Annotated in this window: 18 protein-coding genes; 8 read left to right on the top strand and 10 right to left on the bottom strand. The window is 45.5% G+C overall.

The features are described from left to right. Window positions 1–7 precede the first annotated feature (7 nt). The 3 genes from BM210_RS28340 to BM210_RS28330 form a co-directional block, all read right to left on the bottom strand. A complete protein-coding gene (locus tag BM210_RS28340) occupies window positions 8–367 on the bottom strand; it encodes a VOC family protein (RefSeq protein ID WP_177238048.1) in 360 nt (119 codons plus the stop codon). A 243-nt stretch (window positions 368–610) separates the two neighbouring features. Beyond that, window positions 611–1,285, bottom strand: a complete 675-nt coding sequence (locus tag BM210_RS28335; RefSeq protein ID WP_091175746.1) for a response regulator — start codon at window positions 1,283–1,285, stop codon at window positions 611–613. Window positions 1,286–1,323: 38 nt separating this feature from the next. Beyond that, window positions 1,324–2,988, bottom strand: coding sequence for a GAF domain-containing sensor histidine kinase (locus BM210_RS28330; RefSeq protein ID WP_256224109.1), 1,665 nt, complete (start codon window positions 2,986–2,988; stop codon window positions 1,324–1,326). A 99-nt stretch (window positions 2,989–3,087) separates the two neighbouring features. Here BM210_RS28330 and BM210_RS28325 point away from each other — a divergent pair, with 99 nt between their 5' ends. Next, window positions 3,088–3,564, top strand: a complete 477-nt coding sequence (locus BM210_RS28325) for a hypothetical protein (RefSeq protein WP_091175743.1) — start codon at window positions 3,088–3,090, stop codon at window positions 3,562–3,564. Window positions 3,565–3,572: 8 nt separating this feature from the next. On the opposite strand, the gene BM210_RS28320 is transcribed toward BM210_RS28325, so the two are convergent. Both BM210_RS28320 and BM210_RS28315 read right to left on the bottom strand, forming a co-directional pair. Further along, window positions 3,573–5,534: an ATP-dependent DNA helicase gene (locus BM210_RS28320; protein WP_091175741.1), complete on the bottom strand. Its 1,962-nt coding sequence runs from the start codon at window positions 5,532–5,534 to the stop codon at window positions 3,573–3,575. A gap of 28 nt (window positions 5,535–5,562) precedes the next feature. Next, window positions 5,563–5,835, bottom strand: coding sequence for a DUF1294 domain-containing protein (locus BM210_RS28315; protein WP_256224107.1), 273 nt, complete (start codon window positions 5,833–5,835; stop codon window positions 5,563–5,565). Between the two features lie 215 nt (window positions 5,836–6,050). On the opposite strand from BM210_RS28315, the gene BM210_RS28310 reads away from it, so the two are divergent. Next, on the top strand, window positions 6,051–6,338 hold the full coding sequence (locus BM210_RS28310; protein WP_091175740.1) for a YtpI family protein: 288 nt from the start codon (window positions 6,051–6,053) through the stop codon (window positions 6,336–6,338). Window positions 6,339–6,476: 138 nt separating this feature from the next. Here BM210_RS28310 and BM210_RS28305 read toward each other — a convergent pair whose 3' ends face one another. Further along, complete coding sequence (locus BM210_RS28305) at window positions 6,477–7,820, bottom strand: DRTGG domain-containing protein (RefSeq protein ID WP_091175739.1); 1,344 nt, start codon at window positions 7,818–7,820, stop codon at window positions 6,477–6,479. 143 nt (window positions 7,821–7,963) lie between these two features. Here BM210_RS28305 and BM210_RS28300 point away from each other — a divergent pair, with 143 nt between their 5' ends. Then, window positions 7,964–8,293, top strand: coding sequence for a hypothetical protein (locus tag BM210_RS28300; protein ID WP_091175737.1), 330 nt, complete (start codon window positions 7,964–7,966; stop codon window positions 8,291–8,293). A 64-nt stretch (window positions 8,294–8,357) separates the two neighbouring features. On the opposite strand, the gene BM210_RS28295 is transcribed toward BM210_RS28300, so the two are convergent. Next, window positions 8,358–8,627 (bottom strand): hypothetical protein, encoded by a 270-nt coding sequence (locus BM210_RS28295; RefSeq protein WP_256224112.1) that lies wholly within the window; start codon window positions 8,625–8,627, stop codon window positions 8,358–8,360. A gap of 185 nt (window positions 8,628–8,812) precedes the next feature. Here BM210_RS28295 and BM210_RS28290 point away from each other — a divergent pair, with 185 nt between their 5' ends. Continuing rightward, a complete protein-coding gene (locus BM210_RS28290) occupies window positions 8,813–10,084 on the top strand; it encodes a S8 family peptidase (protein WP_091175734.1) in 1,272 nt (423 codons plus the stop codon). A gap of 254 nt (window positions 10,085–10,338) precedes the next feature. Here the strand turns inward: BM210_RS28290 and BM210_RS28285 are convergent, their stop codons facing one another. Further along, window positions 10,339–11,427: an acyltransferase gene (locus BM210_RS28285; protein ID WP_256224111.1), complete on the bottom strand. Its 1,089-nt coding sequence runs from the start codon at window positions 11,425–11,427 to the stop codon at window positions 10,339–10,341. 257 nt (window positions 11,428–11,684) lie between these two features. On the opposite strand from BM210_RS28285, the gene BM210_RS28280 reads away from it, so the two are divergent. The 3 genes from BM210_RS28280 to BM210_RS28270 are packed head-to-tail and all read left to right on the top strand — an operon-like array spanning window position 11,685 to window position 14,478. After that, entirely contained in the window at window positions 11,685–12,464 is a 780-nt protein-coding gene (locus tag BM210_RS28280) for a DeoR/GlpR family DNA-binding transcription regulator (RefSeq protein ID WP_091175731.1), read from the top strand. Beyond that, on the top strand, window positions 12,461–13,279 hold the full coding sequence (locus BM210_RS28275) for an HAD family hydrolase (protein WP_091175729.1): 819 nt from the start codon (window positions 12,461–12,463) through the stop codon (window positions 13,277–13,279). Before BM210_RS28280 ends, BM210_RS28275 begins: the two co-directional genes overlap by 4 nt. Further along, a complete protein-coding gene (locus BM210_RS28270) occupies window positions 13,276–14,478 on the top strand; it encodes an MFS transporter (protein WP_091175728.1) in 1,203 nt (400 codons plus the stop codon). Before BM210_RS28275 ends, BM210_RS28270 begins: the two co-directional genes overlap by 4 nt. A gap of 107 nt (window positions 14,479–14,585) precedes the next feature. On the opposite strand, the gene BM210_RS28265 is transcribed toward BM210_RS28270, so the two are convergent. Continuing rightward, on the bottom strand, window positions 14,586–15,218 hold the full coding sequence (locus tag BM210_RS28265; protein WP_177238047.1) for a stalk domain-containing protein: 633 nt from the start codon (window positions 15,216–15,218) through the stop codon (window positions 14,586–14,588). Between the two features lie 167 nt (window positions 15,219–15,385). Here BM210_RS28265 and BM210_RS28260 point away from each other — a divergent pair, with 167 nt between their 5' ends. Further along, window positions 15,386–15,727 carry a hypothetical protein gene (locus tag BM210_RS28260; RefSeq protein WP_091175725.1) on the top strand — a complete coding sequence of 114 codons (342 nt, stop codon included), beginning with the start codon at window positions 15,386–15,388 and terminating at the stop codon, window positions 15,725–15,727. A gap of 171 nt (window positions 15,728–15,898) precedes the next feature. Here the strand turns inward: BM210_RS28260 and BM210_RS28255 are convergent, their stop codons facing one another. Further along, window positions 15,899–16,114 (bottom strand): hypothetical protein, encoded by a 216-nt coding sequence (locus BM210_RS28255; protein WP_091175724.1) that lies wholly within the window; start codon window positions 16,112–16,114, stop codon window positions 15,899–15,901. Between the last annotated feature and the right edge of the window lie 230 nt (window positions 16,115–16,344).

The following is a 16,344-nucleotide window of genomic DNA, read 5'->3' as shown; positions in this document are numbered from 1 at the left end:
GTTCGGGTTAGCCAGTTGACCCTTCCTTAATCTCGATTCGATTTCCCTCAGGATCAATAATGATGCCTATCGTTCCCCATTCCGGTCTACGCACCTTTACAGGCACCTCACGTTTTAACAATTCTTCAACGGTTTGATCAAAATCTTGAACATCGATTCTTATGATGATTGGATTTTGAGCTCTTGTCTTTTCAACTGGAGAGGCTACGCCCCGATCCTCTATCATTAAATAGCTGTTCCCGAAGTTGAAGATGGTCAGACTTGTTGTCTGTCTCCTTACTGTTAGCCCAAGCTTCGTCGTATAGAACTCTAAAGCAGCCTCGTAATTTTCCACGAATAAAATAATACCTGATTCATTAATTTTCATATAAAAATCCCCTTTCATGCGTTTTACTCAAAGGCAGTACCTTATTCAAAATCGTCCCTCGTAAACGGGTATGCCTTAAGTTCGTATGCTTAGTTTACCGCATTCATCACGGACCAGCGTCAGTAGGAAGGATGAATACCCCACACAAAAACGCTCAGCCCTTGGGCTGAACGGATATACGACTATAGTCTGAGATTGTCTGAGATTTTGTGTGTTCACTAGAAGTTCGGTGAATAGTACCCGCTAAAGGCCCAAGCCGTGTTTTATCGCATAAATGGCCGCTTGCGTTCTGTCGGTTACTTGAAGCTTGTCAAGCAGATGGCTGACGTGCGTTTTGACTGTTTTTTCGGTAATGAACAAAGCTTCGCTGATCCCTTTATTACTCATCCCACATGCAATTAATCGCAGCACATCCTTCTCTCTCTTGGTCAATTCATAAGGAGATGATTTTGCCGTAGCGGGTGTACTGTCTCGTGAAAGGTCCGGTGACAATTCCTGAGAGGCCAGGACGTTCACCAGCTGCACAGCAGCCTCTGGGTGCAGCTCTACATACCCTTCATTGACACGACGGATCGCGCGTACAAGCTCATCCGGCTCAATGTCCTTTAACAAATATCCCTTGGCCCCCGCACGAATAGCAGGAAGTACATGGTCTTGATCCGAAAATGAAGTCAGAACGACAACCTTGACAGCAGGGTAGGAAAGCTTGAGCTGCTTAGTCGTTTCGATTCCGCCAAGGATGGGCATATTCAGATCCATCAGCACCATATCGGGTGCACACGCATGAACCTTCTCGATGGTCTCCTGGCCGTTAGTCGCCTCTCCTACTACCGATAAATCCGGTTGTGTAGACAAAAATACTTGCAGCCCTTTGCGGACCATCGCATGATCGTCAGCTAACAGCAATTTAATGGTCATTGATGTGTCCCCCTCATTGTATGGCATATTCGCTATGATTATGATTGTGGTAGCGGTATAGCAACCTCGATTGTCGTTCCTTTCCGATATGCACTAATCATTGTAAATCGACCTTGCAAAGCTTCGGCACGTTCCCTCATTGTGGAGAGACCTAGCGATCCGGTCGCTGATACAGATTGACTGCGTCGATTTTTGGCTATACCGCGACCTTTATCTGAAATTCGCAATACAATCTCGCCTGCAATAATTCGTACAGTAATCTCGACCTCTGAGGTTCCGGCATGCTTGCATACGTTGTTAAGCGCTTCCTGTCCAATGCGCCACAGCACCTCCTCGATAACGGGAGGCAGTTTCTGAATTCTGTCAATGGTTGTGTTTACTCGCAAATTCAGCTTTTCACCGTAAGCTTGCAGCACGGATATAAGCCCTTCTTCAAGTCCAGTCGGACGAAGCTGCAAAATAAGCGCACGCATCTCCTTCAAAGCCTGTTGTGAAAGCGATTGCATATCACGTACTGAGGATAAGACTGCTTGCGAATCTGTGCCCAGCAGATTTTCCACTCCCTTGGCTGTCATTGACAGGGAAAACAACAGTTGGGAAACCGAATCATGCATGTCACGCGCAAGACGGTTTCTCTCGGCTAATCGAGCCAATTCATGCCGCTTTTCCTCAAGACGAGCATTTTCTATAGTGACCGTGATATGCTCCGCAAGAACTTCAAGTAGTTCTCTGTCAACTCGTTGATATTTTTCAGTTTTATCAGAGCCAACTATGAGGATGCCTGATCGCATCGAACTGCTGAATGGCAGAGTGGCTGCCAGCGCTGAATGGAATAATGGAAGAATACCTTGAAGCTCCATGCAATCCACAAGCTCGGCAAGCTCAGCATTCGAAGCCAACATCACCTGATGCTCTATAGAAACACGCTCAAGCCAATTCACGGCTCCGAGTGGAAAACGTGTCTGTGGGCTTATCGAATCACCGCTGCTGCAGACGGAATGAAGTACAAACTGGTTCCCTTGCGGTTCAATGAGAGCTATAATCGGCCATTCGAAATGGTTGCCAATCAGCTTAACAATACGCTCCATAAGTGGATCAAGGGCATGATCTGCATTCATGGACATCGCAAGCGCGCTGCTGAACTCACCCAATCTGGCAAAAAGATCAGCCCTTCGCTGTTCTGCAGCATATAATCGCATCCGTTCGAGAGTGCTGCCAATTTGCAGCGCTACCGCCTGCAGCAGAGCCAATTCCTCATCCGAGAAATGCTTTTTTCCAGGTGCAGCTACATTCATCACACCGAACTGGCGTTCTCCGGAATAAAGCGGAACCGTAGCATGATGCGTAATACCATACGTATCTCCCCAGCCGAACTCCATCGCATTTTCAAGCCTTTTACAATTTAATATGTTCACTGCACTGTGTAATCGGCCTGCGGAATAACGATCCAGACACCAGCATGTATCACATCGCATAGGAAGCTTGTCTTCGTACAGCAGAGCAGGAGGGAGATAACGATCAGCCATGCATTCAAATTCCATAGGTCCATCCACAACAAATATCCAACCCGCTGTAAGCTCTGTTAGACTGAGCAATTTTTCCAGTACGGTTCCCAGCATCAGCTTAAGATCGGTTGATTGGTTCAACGTCTCGGCAATCGTCTTCAGCGTAATTAACTCCTGCACACGGGGATCGTGGGTCATCAGCCTTACTCCTATTCCTTATCCTTGTTATTAGCTTGGTACGGCTTGAAGTGTGTGTTATAATCACTAGCACGATAAAATGAAAGATGGAGGGTACTTATGCTTACCTTTGAAGAAAAGATTGCGATTATGGAGTCATTCTCCGAGCTTACTCGCAGCGATGTATCGCTTGGCCGCGTTAATTTCAGCTATGAGCAAAGCGCGTATGATAAAAAGAATGTTGCCTACCACCTGCACCCGAACGGAAACGGATTTATTTATGCGGGTCGGCTGCGGGGTTATTCTACCGATGACAAAGGGTTTGTCAATATTCGTGAGTATGAGGCTGATGCGCTTCGTTCTCTTGTTGCCGAATCGATCCTTTCTTTAACCGATGCTTCACCCAAAAAGCCGCTCCCGCGTACTGAAAGCACGCAAAAGGAGCGTTGGGAAGGTCCTGATAATCAGACCCTTATCGTAACTTTTGAAGATGAACTATGGTATGTGTACGCTGGAATTAATCTGGAATCCGCATTTGAAACCTACGAAGAAGCAGCGCAATACTGTCGTGAAGAAGGATTTTCCAAAGCTACCTAAGCCAGCATTCAAATGCGCTCAAGAGAATCCTTGATCTGAACACCAGCAGGCAGAATTGCCTCAATATGTCCCCGTATCAAACCCTGTTCTTTGCTGTCCTCACTGAGTATAGCAATAATGCCGCTGTCGCCGTGGGTACGTATTAATCGCCCGATTCCTTGTCTAAGGCGCAGCAGCATATAGGGCAGATCCACCTCTTCAAAAGGGTTCAAGGCTGCTTTGCGTTTCGCCATAAAGACGGGATCTTGAGGTGGAAACGGCAGCGACCAGATGATTACATTGGAAAGCGATGGACCTGGTACATCAAGCCCCTCCCACAGCGTGACGGCACACAGGACACTCTGCTCATCACGTTGAAATTCCGAAATCAGATGGCTGATTTCCTGATCACCCTCAAACAGAATTCTCAGGCTGGTACAGGCTGGATAATGTCCGATTTCTTTTTTGAACTGCTGCAATTCGTCCTTAGTCGGAAACAACAGCAATGCTCTTCCTTGCGTCCGCTCCAGCAGGCTAGAAGCAACCTGCATCTTCTCCGTAAAGCTGCCTCCATCCAACCACTTGGGCATAACCACTTCCATTTGCTGCGCATAATCGTAAGGAGAAGCAACGGAAAAGGACGTATACTGTTCAATCCCAAGACTATCCGCCACATATTCGAAGGAGCCTTCTACTGATAAAGTCGCCGATGAAAACACGATGGGCATACGGGATGAGTTGAATACCTGCTCCCGCAGCACTTCCTTTACGGTTCTCGGCATAATAGCCAGTGTAAGTCCATCCTCGCTTTCCGTCACCCAACAGATTAAGCTGTCGGATTGCTCAAATAAAATCAACGCCTTTTGCATCATCTCCAAATGCTCTTCCACAATGCGCAGCTGGTAATCATTCAACGTATACAGCTCGCTTTCAAACACAAGCTCTTCCTCTATCGCGGTAAGTACACCTCGGAAACGCTGCACCTCTCGAATCAGCTTGTCATTCAACAAAACCTGCTTCCGATCCGTTCCTTGAATGACCTTGCTTTGACGTCCCAGCACTTCAAACAGCGTTTCACTCCGGACAATGGCTTCATCTATAAGTACAGCCAGCGTCTCACGTACTTCTCCCTCCAGTAGACGAACGATCAATGCTTCAAATACGACATGCTTCAATTTATAGGTCAAAGCCTTCTGACCGGCAGATTCAAGTAAATGCCCCTCATCAAACACAACAGCACAATGATCAGGAAGCAGCGGCAGTTGACCTTCCCGTTTACGTCCTTCGTAAGTCCAGATATGCTCCATATAAAAGTCATGCGAGCAAATAATCAGATCACCCGATTTACGGTAATGATCCCGGGACAATGTCTGCCCGCAGCGGTGCCGCTTCTCACAGGTAAAACAATCCTGGAACGTATCCCAGTTGATTTGTTCCCATTGCTCATCATTCAAATGTGGATAATGCTTGCGATCCCCATACGCATGAAACGACTGCAGCGGCTTGTAGTTATGGACAAACTCAGGCAGGCTCTCGTATAGATCCTGGAACTGATCGGCATCCTCTGCCCTCATGCGGGCTTCATCCAGCTTCACCAAGCATACATATTTATCAGGAGATTTGCCGAGTCGGGCATCAATCGCCAATCCGAGATGCTGAGCCAGCTTGGCAATATCCCCCTCAGGCTTAACAAGCTGCTCGATCAAGGATTCATCTGCACAGGCAATAATGGCTGGCTTGCGCATATAACGCGCATAACAAATCGTGTACAGTAAATACACCAATGTTTTTCCCGTACCCACACCGGCCTCAGCAAAAATAGTCTGTTTATCAGCGAACGCTCTTTCCAGCTGAAAAGCCATATAAATCTGTTCATCTCGAACCTCAAAACCGGATTCCGGCAAGATATCGTAAAATACATCAGCTATCCAATCGCCAGCCTGCTGGGTAAAGGATTGTCTTGGATCATAGGTAAAAGGGTAACGCTCCACTATTATTGTGCCTCCATAAAATCGAATTCTATTTTAAAAACCTGACTATCAAATAAACAACTACAGCATTCACGATAAAAAGCAGCGGGATCCCCAAAATGAAAGACCTATGTTTGGTTTTATGATGCCAAACCCGCATCCCAATCCATCCCCCAGCTGCCCCGCCAAGTAAAGCGATGAGGAACAGCTGCTTTTCAGGAACTCGCTGACGTGATTTTTTGGCATACCGCTTGTCCTGACCCATTCTGATAAAACCCCATGCATTGATTACTATTAAATAGATAAGAAGTATACTATTCACTTGAGCCTCCGTAAATGAACAAGATTGATTGATGACAACAAATCCCAGAAGAGCCTTATACAGCCCCAAAGGTCAAGAGCTGCCGATGAACAGATGCAAGTCGTTGCTTTTAACCCAAAAAATCGTTACATTAGTAATATTGCCAAGAGACCACCGGACTTACGCGAGATTCACTCACTAGCACCAACGACTAGAATAAAGGATGTGCGTCATTCATGCAAACCGTTCAGACCATTTTGTTCGCGCTTATTTTCGTTACTTTAGCTTGTTCAGTCTATTATAGCTTCCGCTCCCGGAAACATAACGATCCCAAGCTGCGCGGCATCTATAGCTCACGAATGAACATCATGATGGGAATTATGCTCGTCCTGATTGCTGTCAGCCAGCTGTTTTTTTTCACAGATTCCAATATCCGTCGCGTCTTTGGTACCATCTGCTTCCTGCTAGGTGTCTTTAATCTGTTCTCAGGCCTGCGCAATCATGCCCATTTTACCCGCCAATAATATGGGTATCAAGAAATCTGGTGAATGGCGTGGGCGGAATCGTTCTGGAGAAGCGAAGCGTTCGCCTTTGTTCATCTTTGAACAACAGCGATCGGAGGAATGATCCTCCCGCGCGGCGGAGACTTGTTCACCGGAGTTCTAGACCTGGTCGATAAACTGTGCGGTCAGCATCGCTTTGGCGACCAGCGTTTGCGTATTCGCATGATATATGGCCACATCGATTTTACCGAATTTGCGGCTCACCTCTATGATTTTGGGAAGAATCTCGATCTCGCTGTCGATCTGCACAGGCTTGACGAAATAAGAGGACATGTTATCCATAACGAGATCGCCTTTTTTGATATCCTGTACGATATGGTACGCAGCTTGCTTCATTAGTATGGTCAAAACGCCTTCTGAAACGGTACCCAGTTGGTTCGTCATTTGGGGTGTAATAGCCCCTCTGAACACTGGGTATCCCTCTTTGTTGCGTTCCTCTGCAAAACCCGTCCAGATCAAGTCCTCAAACGTCTCTCCATTTTGTGGCTGCCTTTGTATGTGCTGCATCGCTTTCAATACGTCCTTACGGCTAATAACAGCCATAATCTTACGATTCGTATCAATGATCGGGAGCAGGTCGATTCCTTCCCAAACCATCATATGCGCTGCTGCTGCCACTGAAGTATTCGGCGCTGCAGTCAGCGGATTGCGCGTCATCAGCTTATCCATCGTTTGCTCAGGCTGTGCGCCAATCAAATCCTTGGATGTAATCATCCCAATAACCCGATTCCATTCGTCCACCACCGGAAACCGGCTATGTCCTGCCTGTTCATTAAGCCGCTGCCAATCCTTTAGCGTATGGTGGCTTTTTAATACGACGACCTCCATGGAAGGAGGTACGATATCCTCAATCAGCAATATCTTCTTCTTAATGAGCCGATCATAGATCGCCCTGTTGATCATCGAAGCTACCGTAAATGTGTCATAGCTGCTTGAAATAATCGGAAGCTCCAGTTGGTCAGCCAGCCTTCTCACATCTTCAGCCGTACCGAATCCTCCTGTAATCAGTACACCGGCCCCTTGCTCCAATGCACATATATGCGCTTTACTGCGGTTACCTACGATGAGCAGACTGCCCGGATCTATATAACGCATCATTGCATCCTGCTGCATGGCGCCGATCACGAATTTATTCAGCGTTTTTTGCAACCCACCGAGTCCGCCCAATACTTCTCCATCTACAATATTCACAACCTCCGCAAAGGTCAGCTTGTCAATGTTATCACGCAGCTTTTTTTCGACACGAACCGTTCCAACCCGCTCCTTGGTGCTGACAAGTCCCAAGTTATCAGCTTCCTTGATCGCTCTATAGGCCGTACCTTCGCTGACAGTCAGCTTCTCGGCGATTTTGCGGACCGAGATTTTTGAGCCGATTTTTAAGTTCTCTATATATTTTAAAATTTGTTCATGCTTGGTAGCCGTTTCCTGCGTAGTATAATCCATAACTGTACCACCAATCTCTATATCTCTGTATTAATCTGTATGAACCATTATAAACGCTCTTATACATAAAAAAAAGCCCTTTACGAACCTATTTATAGGCAAACGCATAGGATGACGTATATTAATTTGGAGGTGCCTTACCGATGTATACCCAACAACCAGTTTTAAATTCGCAGCCAAACAACGAAGCTATATACCAAATGGAACCTACTATGGTCGAATCGCTTCACAACATGAAGCAGCATATTCATGGCATATGCAAGAAACACATGCATCGACCGGTACGTGTACAAACGACTCTTGGTCAAACCTTTGAAGGCCATATCGTTCACATCGATGATATCATGTTGTATTTAAAGCCACTGCCTGGGCACGTGCGCAGTTTCTATAATCCGATCGCTCAGCAACAATATGCGAACAATGTGATTTTGCCACTCGTTCTGTTTAATTTGCTGACCATCGCACTCCTTTAAGATACTTGGCTACTTATAGGCAAAAGAGCCAGGCTCCGCAATAACGGAGTCTGGCTCTTTTGCCTTATTTCTTAAATTGCAGCAGCTTGCGACGACCGGATAACAACTGCTCCATCTGCCAGCCTTTCATCCGTTTGACACGCTGAATCTCCTGCTTCTTCCTCTCATCTACACCAATCAGCTCATGAAGATGAGCAGCTACAATCATCAGTGCAAATAGTATCCAGATCGCTCCAAAAATCGTTGGCAGCGTAAAACCTGACCGGATATCAAGTCTGGGGACGGCATAGAACAACATACCCAGCGCCAGGCCCATATACATTACCGATTTCATCTCTTTCAATTAAACATCCCTCCACTTCAATTAAGGCTTGTTCTCTATAGTCTATGAATCCACAAAGGTAAATAGCCCAAATTCATGAACTTAATAGAATATAACAGCAGCAGCGCATATTTTGATGGGAAAGAATCGATTACGAAGTCAGTTTTCTTCACAAACTGTAAAGAAGGTGAACCTTATTGAAAAAACACCACAAGGTAAGCGCATCATTGCACCGTGCTGCCTGCCGCTGTAGGAGCTCCGCTAAGCAGCGCACAGTACGCGTCATTGTCCGCTTCACGGGCGCTGCCAGTAAACGGCATGCCTCGTCTTTGAAACGAAAGCTGGATCAAGGAAACCATCATTTTAAGGAAAAAGCTCATCTTCAGCTTATCGGCTCATGGGCGGCACATGTATCTCCTGCTTGTCTTAAGACTATCTGCTCCCATCGAAGCGTAGCCAAGATTATGCTTGACCGCAAAAACCGAATCAATCTGAATGTGGCGACACCTGCTGTAGGCGCGGCATCAGTCCGTTCGAGAGGCACCAACGGACGCGGAGTGACCGTAGCTGTGCTTGATACCGGTGTAGCCCCCCATCCGGATCTGACCAAGCCAAACAATCGGATTATCGCATTCAAAGATTTCGTAAATAACCGAACCAAACCTTACGATGACAACGGTCACGGGACACATGTATCGGGTGACGTCGCGGGTAATGGCTATTCCAGTAAAGGAAAATACCGGGGAACAGCACCAGGTGCCCGAATTGTCGGGGTCAAGGTATTGGATCAGCAGGGTAGCGGCTATGATTCAACCATAATCAAAGGAATAGAATGGTGTGTCAAAAACCGGAAACGGTTGGGCATTCGAATACTCAATTTATCTCTGGGCAAGCAAGCACTCGAGAACTACAGCAATGATCCCTTATGTCAGGCTGTAAGCAAAGCGGTTCGGTCTGGACTAGTCGTTACGGTGTCGGCAGGCAATGATGGGCCAGCCAAGGGCTCCATTGATTCCCCGGGTATCACTCCTTTGGCTATTACGGTGGGAGCTACGAATGATCGGAACACGATACGCGAATCCGATGATCAAATTGCCGATTTTTCCAGCCGTGGACCTGCCAAAGGCGGAGGAGTCAAACCGGATCTGGTCGCTCCCGGTACTAATATAATTTCCCTGCGCGCAGACAGCTCCGAGTTGGACCGGACGCTTCCCGGCAATAGGGTAGGCAAACGGTATTTCCGTTTGTCGGGCACCAGCTTCTCCTCTCCTATTACAGCTGGCTCCGCCGCGCTTCTCCTTCAGCAGAATTCTCGTCTAACACCCTCTCAAATAAAACGTTTGTTACAACGTAATGCCTACTCCCTCAAGCAGTCTGTTCGAGCTCAAGGCGCTGGTGAACTCAATATGCGTTTTGCTGCATCCAAAGCCAGAAGCCGCAATCAATCCACCAAGGGCAAAACCAGATAATATCACCTGCAGAGCAATCGGGGATTGGTTGTATCAGGTTGTAGCTGGTATTGATACTGACTATGAGGAGACGAACTGCACTAACACTGGGCTCAGGGAGCCAGCAATTCTCGCCTATCCATTACAATCAAAGGCCCGCTATCGCTGAACAGATCAGCAGCATAGCGGGCCTAAGCTTATTGGGATAGAGCTATATTCATCTTCTGCCTGCTTACTATACAGACGGTCCGGTCAAGCTGACTTAGCATTCAAGTTTATGCAGCGCCTCTTTGCGGCTGTGTTTTGCTGCGTAATTTCAGCCTTCTGGCGATCTGCCCATACAAGTAGACTAGCAGCCAAGGGATGAACAAGCTTATTAAAAATGCAGAAATCGTATAGGCGTGATACTGCATTATATTTCCAGTCACATTTTGTACGTGTGTGCGCCAATAGCTGAGCAGCGCTGGATGCATCAGATAAATGCCAAATGAAACAGAGCCCAGTGAAATCAAGACCTTGGAGAGCATCGGAGCATGCTGCAAAATCTTACGACCGATCCAGATAAAGCTCATCGCTGCAAACATCGGATACACGTTAAAAATAACCGTATACCAAATGCCTTTGAAGCGTATTTCACTTGATTGTTCAATCAGGAACAGCCCCATAAAACTGAGTCCGAGCATCACACTCAGCGGCAATACCCAGCCAATGTGCTTCTGTATCCAAGTAATAAAGGTTTGATAATGTACACCTATGTAACCGCCTAAAGTGAACAAGCTGAAATATGTAATACAGAGTGACGCTGAGTGCTCAAAAGGGGCAACCCAATGCTCATAACAATAGGACACAGCTTGTACCGCAATCCCAATCACAACCAGACTGTTCATAAAGCCCTTCCAGAGTCTGCTCAGCCAGATCAATAACGGAAATACCAGATAGAACTGTACGATGATAACCATAAAATAAAGATGATACGACGCATCGGACCAAGGCAGCATACCCAGAAGCTCCTGCCAATCCCAATGAAGGTTATCAGGATCGTAAATCCATTGATTATATACATAATAAAACACGCACCACAACAAGTAAGGAACCAGGATTTGTTTCACCCTTTTCACATAGAAGGTGACAGCCTGCTTTCCGCTCCAATCATCGATATACCGGTAAAACAATACCAATCCGCTTAAAAATATAAATAAAGGAACGGCAAAGTTACTGAACTTGTTGATTCCCAAATACAATGCTTGAGATGTCGAGCCTATAGGTATTTCAACGGTTGCTTCCGATGACCCATGAATAACGAGAACAGCCAATATGGCAAAAGCTCTTACGATATCCAGTTCAACTAGCTTTGATTTTTTCACAGTCAAAATATGCCTTCCCTCCGATCCGTTTTTTACACGGACCTATTGCTGAAATATGTTTACAAAAATCAATTTTAATCATACCACATGGAGCTCATAAACAAATGTAACTTTTTTGTAAAAACTTATATTTGCACACAAAAACTTATATTCACTTAAAATATATTGCTTTAATATGCACATATACTTATAATCATTTTAGAATATCATTGCCGCTGCTGACAACATTCCATCCCATAGAAAAAGGAGGCTGCACCATGTATCAGGAAGAACGGTTGATCGGGATCATGGAATTTTTACAAATCCATCATCGGGTCAGCATTGAAAATATATGCGAGCTATTCGATATTTCGCGCGACACCGCTCGTAGAGATATTATTAAGCTGGAGGAGCAGGGGCATATTCTACGTACACGCGGCGGTGCCATTTTGCCTACAATTTCCCGTACCATTGCCAATTACAATGAACGACTTCACGATCAAGCGACTACGCATTCCAAAAGAGCCATCGGTCTTCTTGCTGCCTCACTGCTGCATGATGGTGATTATTTACTGCTTGACGCTTCTACAACCGTCCAAATCGCCGCTGAACAAATCCGCACGCAGGATCATGTCGTTGTCACGAACTCGATCGACATCGCCAGCATTCTTAATCAAAAGGATCGGATCTCTGTGCATCTGCTCGGCGGTATTTTGCATCCGGAACATCGTTTCATTTATGGCGCCAGAGCGCTCAGCAATCTCAGTGATTATCATGTCCATAAGCTGCTGCTAGGAACCTGTGCGATTACTGAAGATGGCATTACAGATCCTTATGAAGAAGAAGGCTACATTACCAAGGAAATGATGCGTCGCTGCGATCAAGTTATTCTGCTCGCCGACCATACCAAGTTTGGCAAAAAGCATTTTCACCGAATCTCGGGACTCGATCGCATCGATATTCTCATCACCGATCGTGAGCCCGATGATGCGATGAAAGAAACGCTGCTTAAGCACCAGGTCGACATCATGATAGCCAAAGGAGATACAGAAGCATGATCAAATTAATAGTCAGTGATTTAGATGGAACACTATTGCATAATAGCCGTCATATTAAACCAGAGGATCAAACTGCCATTCACAATGCCTTAGCTAGTGGAATTACAGTGACCTTTGCATCGGGACGGATGCACCCTGAAATTATCCATGTCAGCAATAAACTTGGGATATCCGCACACTCAGTCTCTCAAAATGGTGCATTTGTGCATACCAAGGATCAAGAGCTAATCCTCCAAGACATCTTTGAAACCTCATTAATCAGACAACTCGCACAGGCTGCTGAGGGAACACCCATTTACACGTTGCTGAACGGTCCGGACTATTATGTCACGACAGTTATGAATGAAGGGTACGCGGCTATTGAAGCCAATTTGTTAGCTCCACTGCGCGTCATGCCCCATGCCATTGAGGCGTTGGGCAGTGAGCTGTTGTGCTGCAAGATATCGTATCTGGGTGAGATGGAGCAGCTGCTGGCGCTTCAACAGGAATTGTTATCCACTCTTGGTGACAAGATTGATGCTTATATTTCCGATGTGAACTGTATGGACGTTATGCCACGCCATGTTTCCAAAGGTGCAGGCTTGCAGGCGCTTTTGTCGTACTCCGGCATACGCGCGGATGAAGCGATCTGTATAGGCGATTCTTTTAACGACATCTCGATGTTCGGTGCAATCCCCAATAGCTTTGCAATGAGTACCAGTCATCCTGATGTTCAAGCTCGGGCAGCCTATGTGGTAGATAGTGTAGCGGAGGCTGTTTCGTGGGCGCTTCAAACAAATGCTGACAATTCGGATACGAGGGCAAAGCTGACATGAATCGATTAATCTGGGTTTGCTGCTGCTTCTATTTACTTATTGGAATTACTTCTGTCGTGATTGCCGCACTTTTACCTGAACTGCTTTCCCACTATGGACGCAATTATGCGGATGGTGGAAATCTTATATTTGTACAGTTTTGCGGATTTCTGTTAGGTGTGCTGACTCAGCCTCTGTGGTCCAGAAAATTCGGACGGCTTCGTATGCTTTCTTTTACGCTATGGTTTATATTTGTCGGGTTTATGGTTATAGCGATTCTTCCTCCATGGACGGTTGTTTTGTGCTTTATTCCTATGGTCGGGTTCGGCTCGGGTATTATTGAATCCACCATTGGTGCAATGATCATTGACTCGATAAAGGATCGGACTGCGGTAGCTATGAGCCGTTTGGAGGTATTTTACGGGGTTGGGGCATTATCCATGCCGATTCTGATCAGTATCCTCATTGCATCAGGCTATTGGAAAATGAGCTTCTACGCAACCTGCTTATTCGCGCTGCTTCTGGCGTGGGCCTGGTCGCGTTTTACCTCCAAACATGGACATCTTTTGGCTCACAAAAAGAGTGCTGAAAACCGTACTGTATCCATTCCGGATCACCGTGGATTTATACCTTTTGCTATGGTTTCCACTTGTATTCTCTTATTCTTCGTATATGTAGGACTGGAGATGAGTCTTGTTAATTTCCTGCCCTCGATTTTACTGGAAACGATGCATATCGATGCCGCTTTCGCAGCTCTCAGTGTCAGCTTTTATTGGGGAGCCATGATTGTAGGGAGACTCGTGTGCGGGCTGTTGGCTGAGAAATTCGGCTATACGCGTTATTTACTATGGAGCACTATCGGCACCTTTATCGTGCTGGCTTGTTTCTTGTTTGTCAAAACAGCCTGGGCTGCCTTCGCGATAATTACATTAATGGGTCTCTTAATGTCCGGTTTGTTCGCGATTGCGCTCATCTTCTCCAACAGTCTGTTTCCTGGTCGCACCGAGCAAACTACAAGTAAGCTGATTGCCGCAAGCGGGCTTGGCGGTGCATGCATGTCCTGGCTAACAGGAAGGTTTATGGAGCAAACCTCCATCGCCTTCACTCTCTATTTTCTGGTTGGACTATCGGCTTTGATGGTACTGCTTATTGTAGTTATGACGAGATTGAAGCCCATTCAAGCCACAGCGACCCCTTCAACCGCAGACAATTTCAGATAACCGAGCCTTCTCACTATAGCAATAGACCAATAACGCCACGCTTGCTCTTCTAGAGCAGAACGTGGCGTTATTTGATGTGAAATGGCCTTTCTTTTCTTCTAGAGTGCTCATTCAAAAGTAGCCCCTCCGGTTGTACCATCAGGGTATACATAATGCGTGACTATTTTTCCTGATTTGATGTGATTGTACCATAGTTCGATTGCATCTACCTTACTATCATCAGTCCAATTGACTATAAGCTGGGCACCTATTTTACCCTGCTCCAACCCGGTTATATCTATCGTTAGCCCTTTATACTGATATCTGGGTGACGGGTAAATATCATACCGCCAAGCAGCTTGTTGATTATGGTCATTGGTTTTCTCAACCGCCGCTTGGCCCAGAAGTTTTCGCACATATTGTTGATCATTTCCTAAGTTTAAGCGATATTGGATTTCCCACACTTTTTTCATGATAGGATCTTCATCTATGGGTTTATTCATTATTGAAATGACTTTGCCTATTTCTATACTGTTTATGTACCTGACACCCATTCCAAGATTTTCTGCAACAAAACGAATAGGCACATAAGCATGCCCGTTGTAATTCAACACCGTGTATTCGTTGTCTAATTTCTTATCCTGTCCATTCACTTCAAAACCGACGGGGAACAAGTAAGCCTGGATCGTGTCCGAAGCGTAAGCAGCAGTCGAAGCAGTTACAAGGATCCCACACGCCAAACCAAAAAGAAATGTTTTCAAACCCAATACCTCCTAATTAAAATGGAAATGTTTGTAACCAATAGACGCCATGCAGCCAAATAAGTTTTCAGTTCGAAAGCAGAAAAACAACACTTGCAATTCTTATAATTCCTAGTATAATACTCGGTATAAGAACATTAAAGATTCCGAATGGAGTGTTGATCCTCATGACGACCCCACTAACAACAAAATTAACCCAAGCGTGGGTAGATGATTATCTGGATCTCTACAATTACGCCAAATATATTGGTGATACAGAATGGCAGCAGCAAATAACAGAAGCATTAAGCAATAAAGAGTCTATCATCCAAAACCATGTACTTGAGATGCAGGAAAAGCTCAAACAGGATCTTTGGAAAATGTTCGACACGGTGAACCGAAATATGCTGCAAATATATGAAGAGTTACGCAAAAGTCAGGATGTTAAGCAAGTAGAGGATTTAAGACAACAAGTGTGGGAGTTAAAAACTCAGCGGATCGAACTTTCAAGAAAAATCAGAAGAAGTTAATCGGATTGATAAGCGAGTAAAATATAGTGGCATGCAGACGACCGCTCTGCCAGTGGGATGGAACGAAGGGCTAGCAGTGATCTGCAAAGCCGGCGGAACTCAATAGCATGCAGTTACCTGCTCTGCTCTAAATCTAACATATTCATTGGCTGATGAATATGCTTCCATGATTTACATCGAAGTTTGTTTCATTTCACGCATCATGTTCATCATCATAGTCATCATTTCATCACACTCTTGCATTTTGGACATCATCATACTCATATCCATATCCTGCATCATGTTCATCTCAGTCATCTTGTCCATCATCATTTTCATGGATTTCATTTTGCACATCATGTCTTCCATGCACATACCCATCATCATATCCATACACATTTTTTCCATGTTAGCTGCCTCCCTCCATCTATGAATAATAGTTACCAATTATTAGGCACTTCTGTAAGATACTATATCCAGCAGCAGAAATCAATAGTTTTCTTGATTTATCAGAAATCCTATGATATTATTTAATGTTTATATCACACTAATCGCATAGGATTTAGTAAACTAGTAGACATTAAAAAACGTGAGCGGCCGTCGCTCACGTTTTTTTAGACTTATGTGAATGGCACCTA

Source organism: Paenibacillus sp. 1_12 (assembly GCF_900114475.1).
Lineage (GTDB): Bacteria > Bacillota > Bacilli > Paenibacillales > NBRC-103111 > Paenibacillus_S.
Note: the sequence above shows the minus strand (reverse complement) of the source record. Positions and strands in the feature narration are given on the sequence as shown.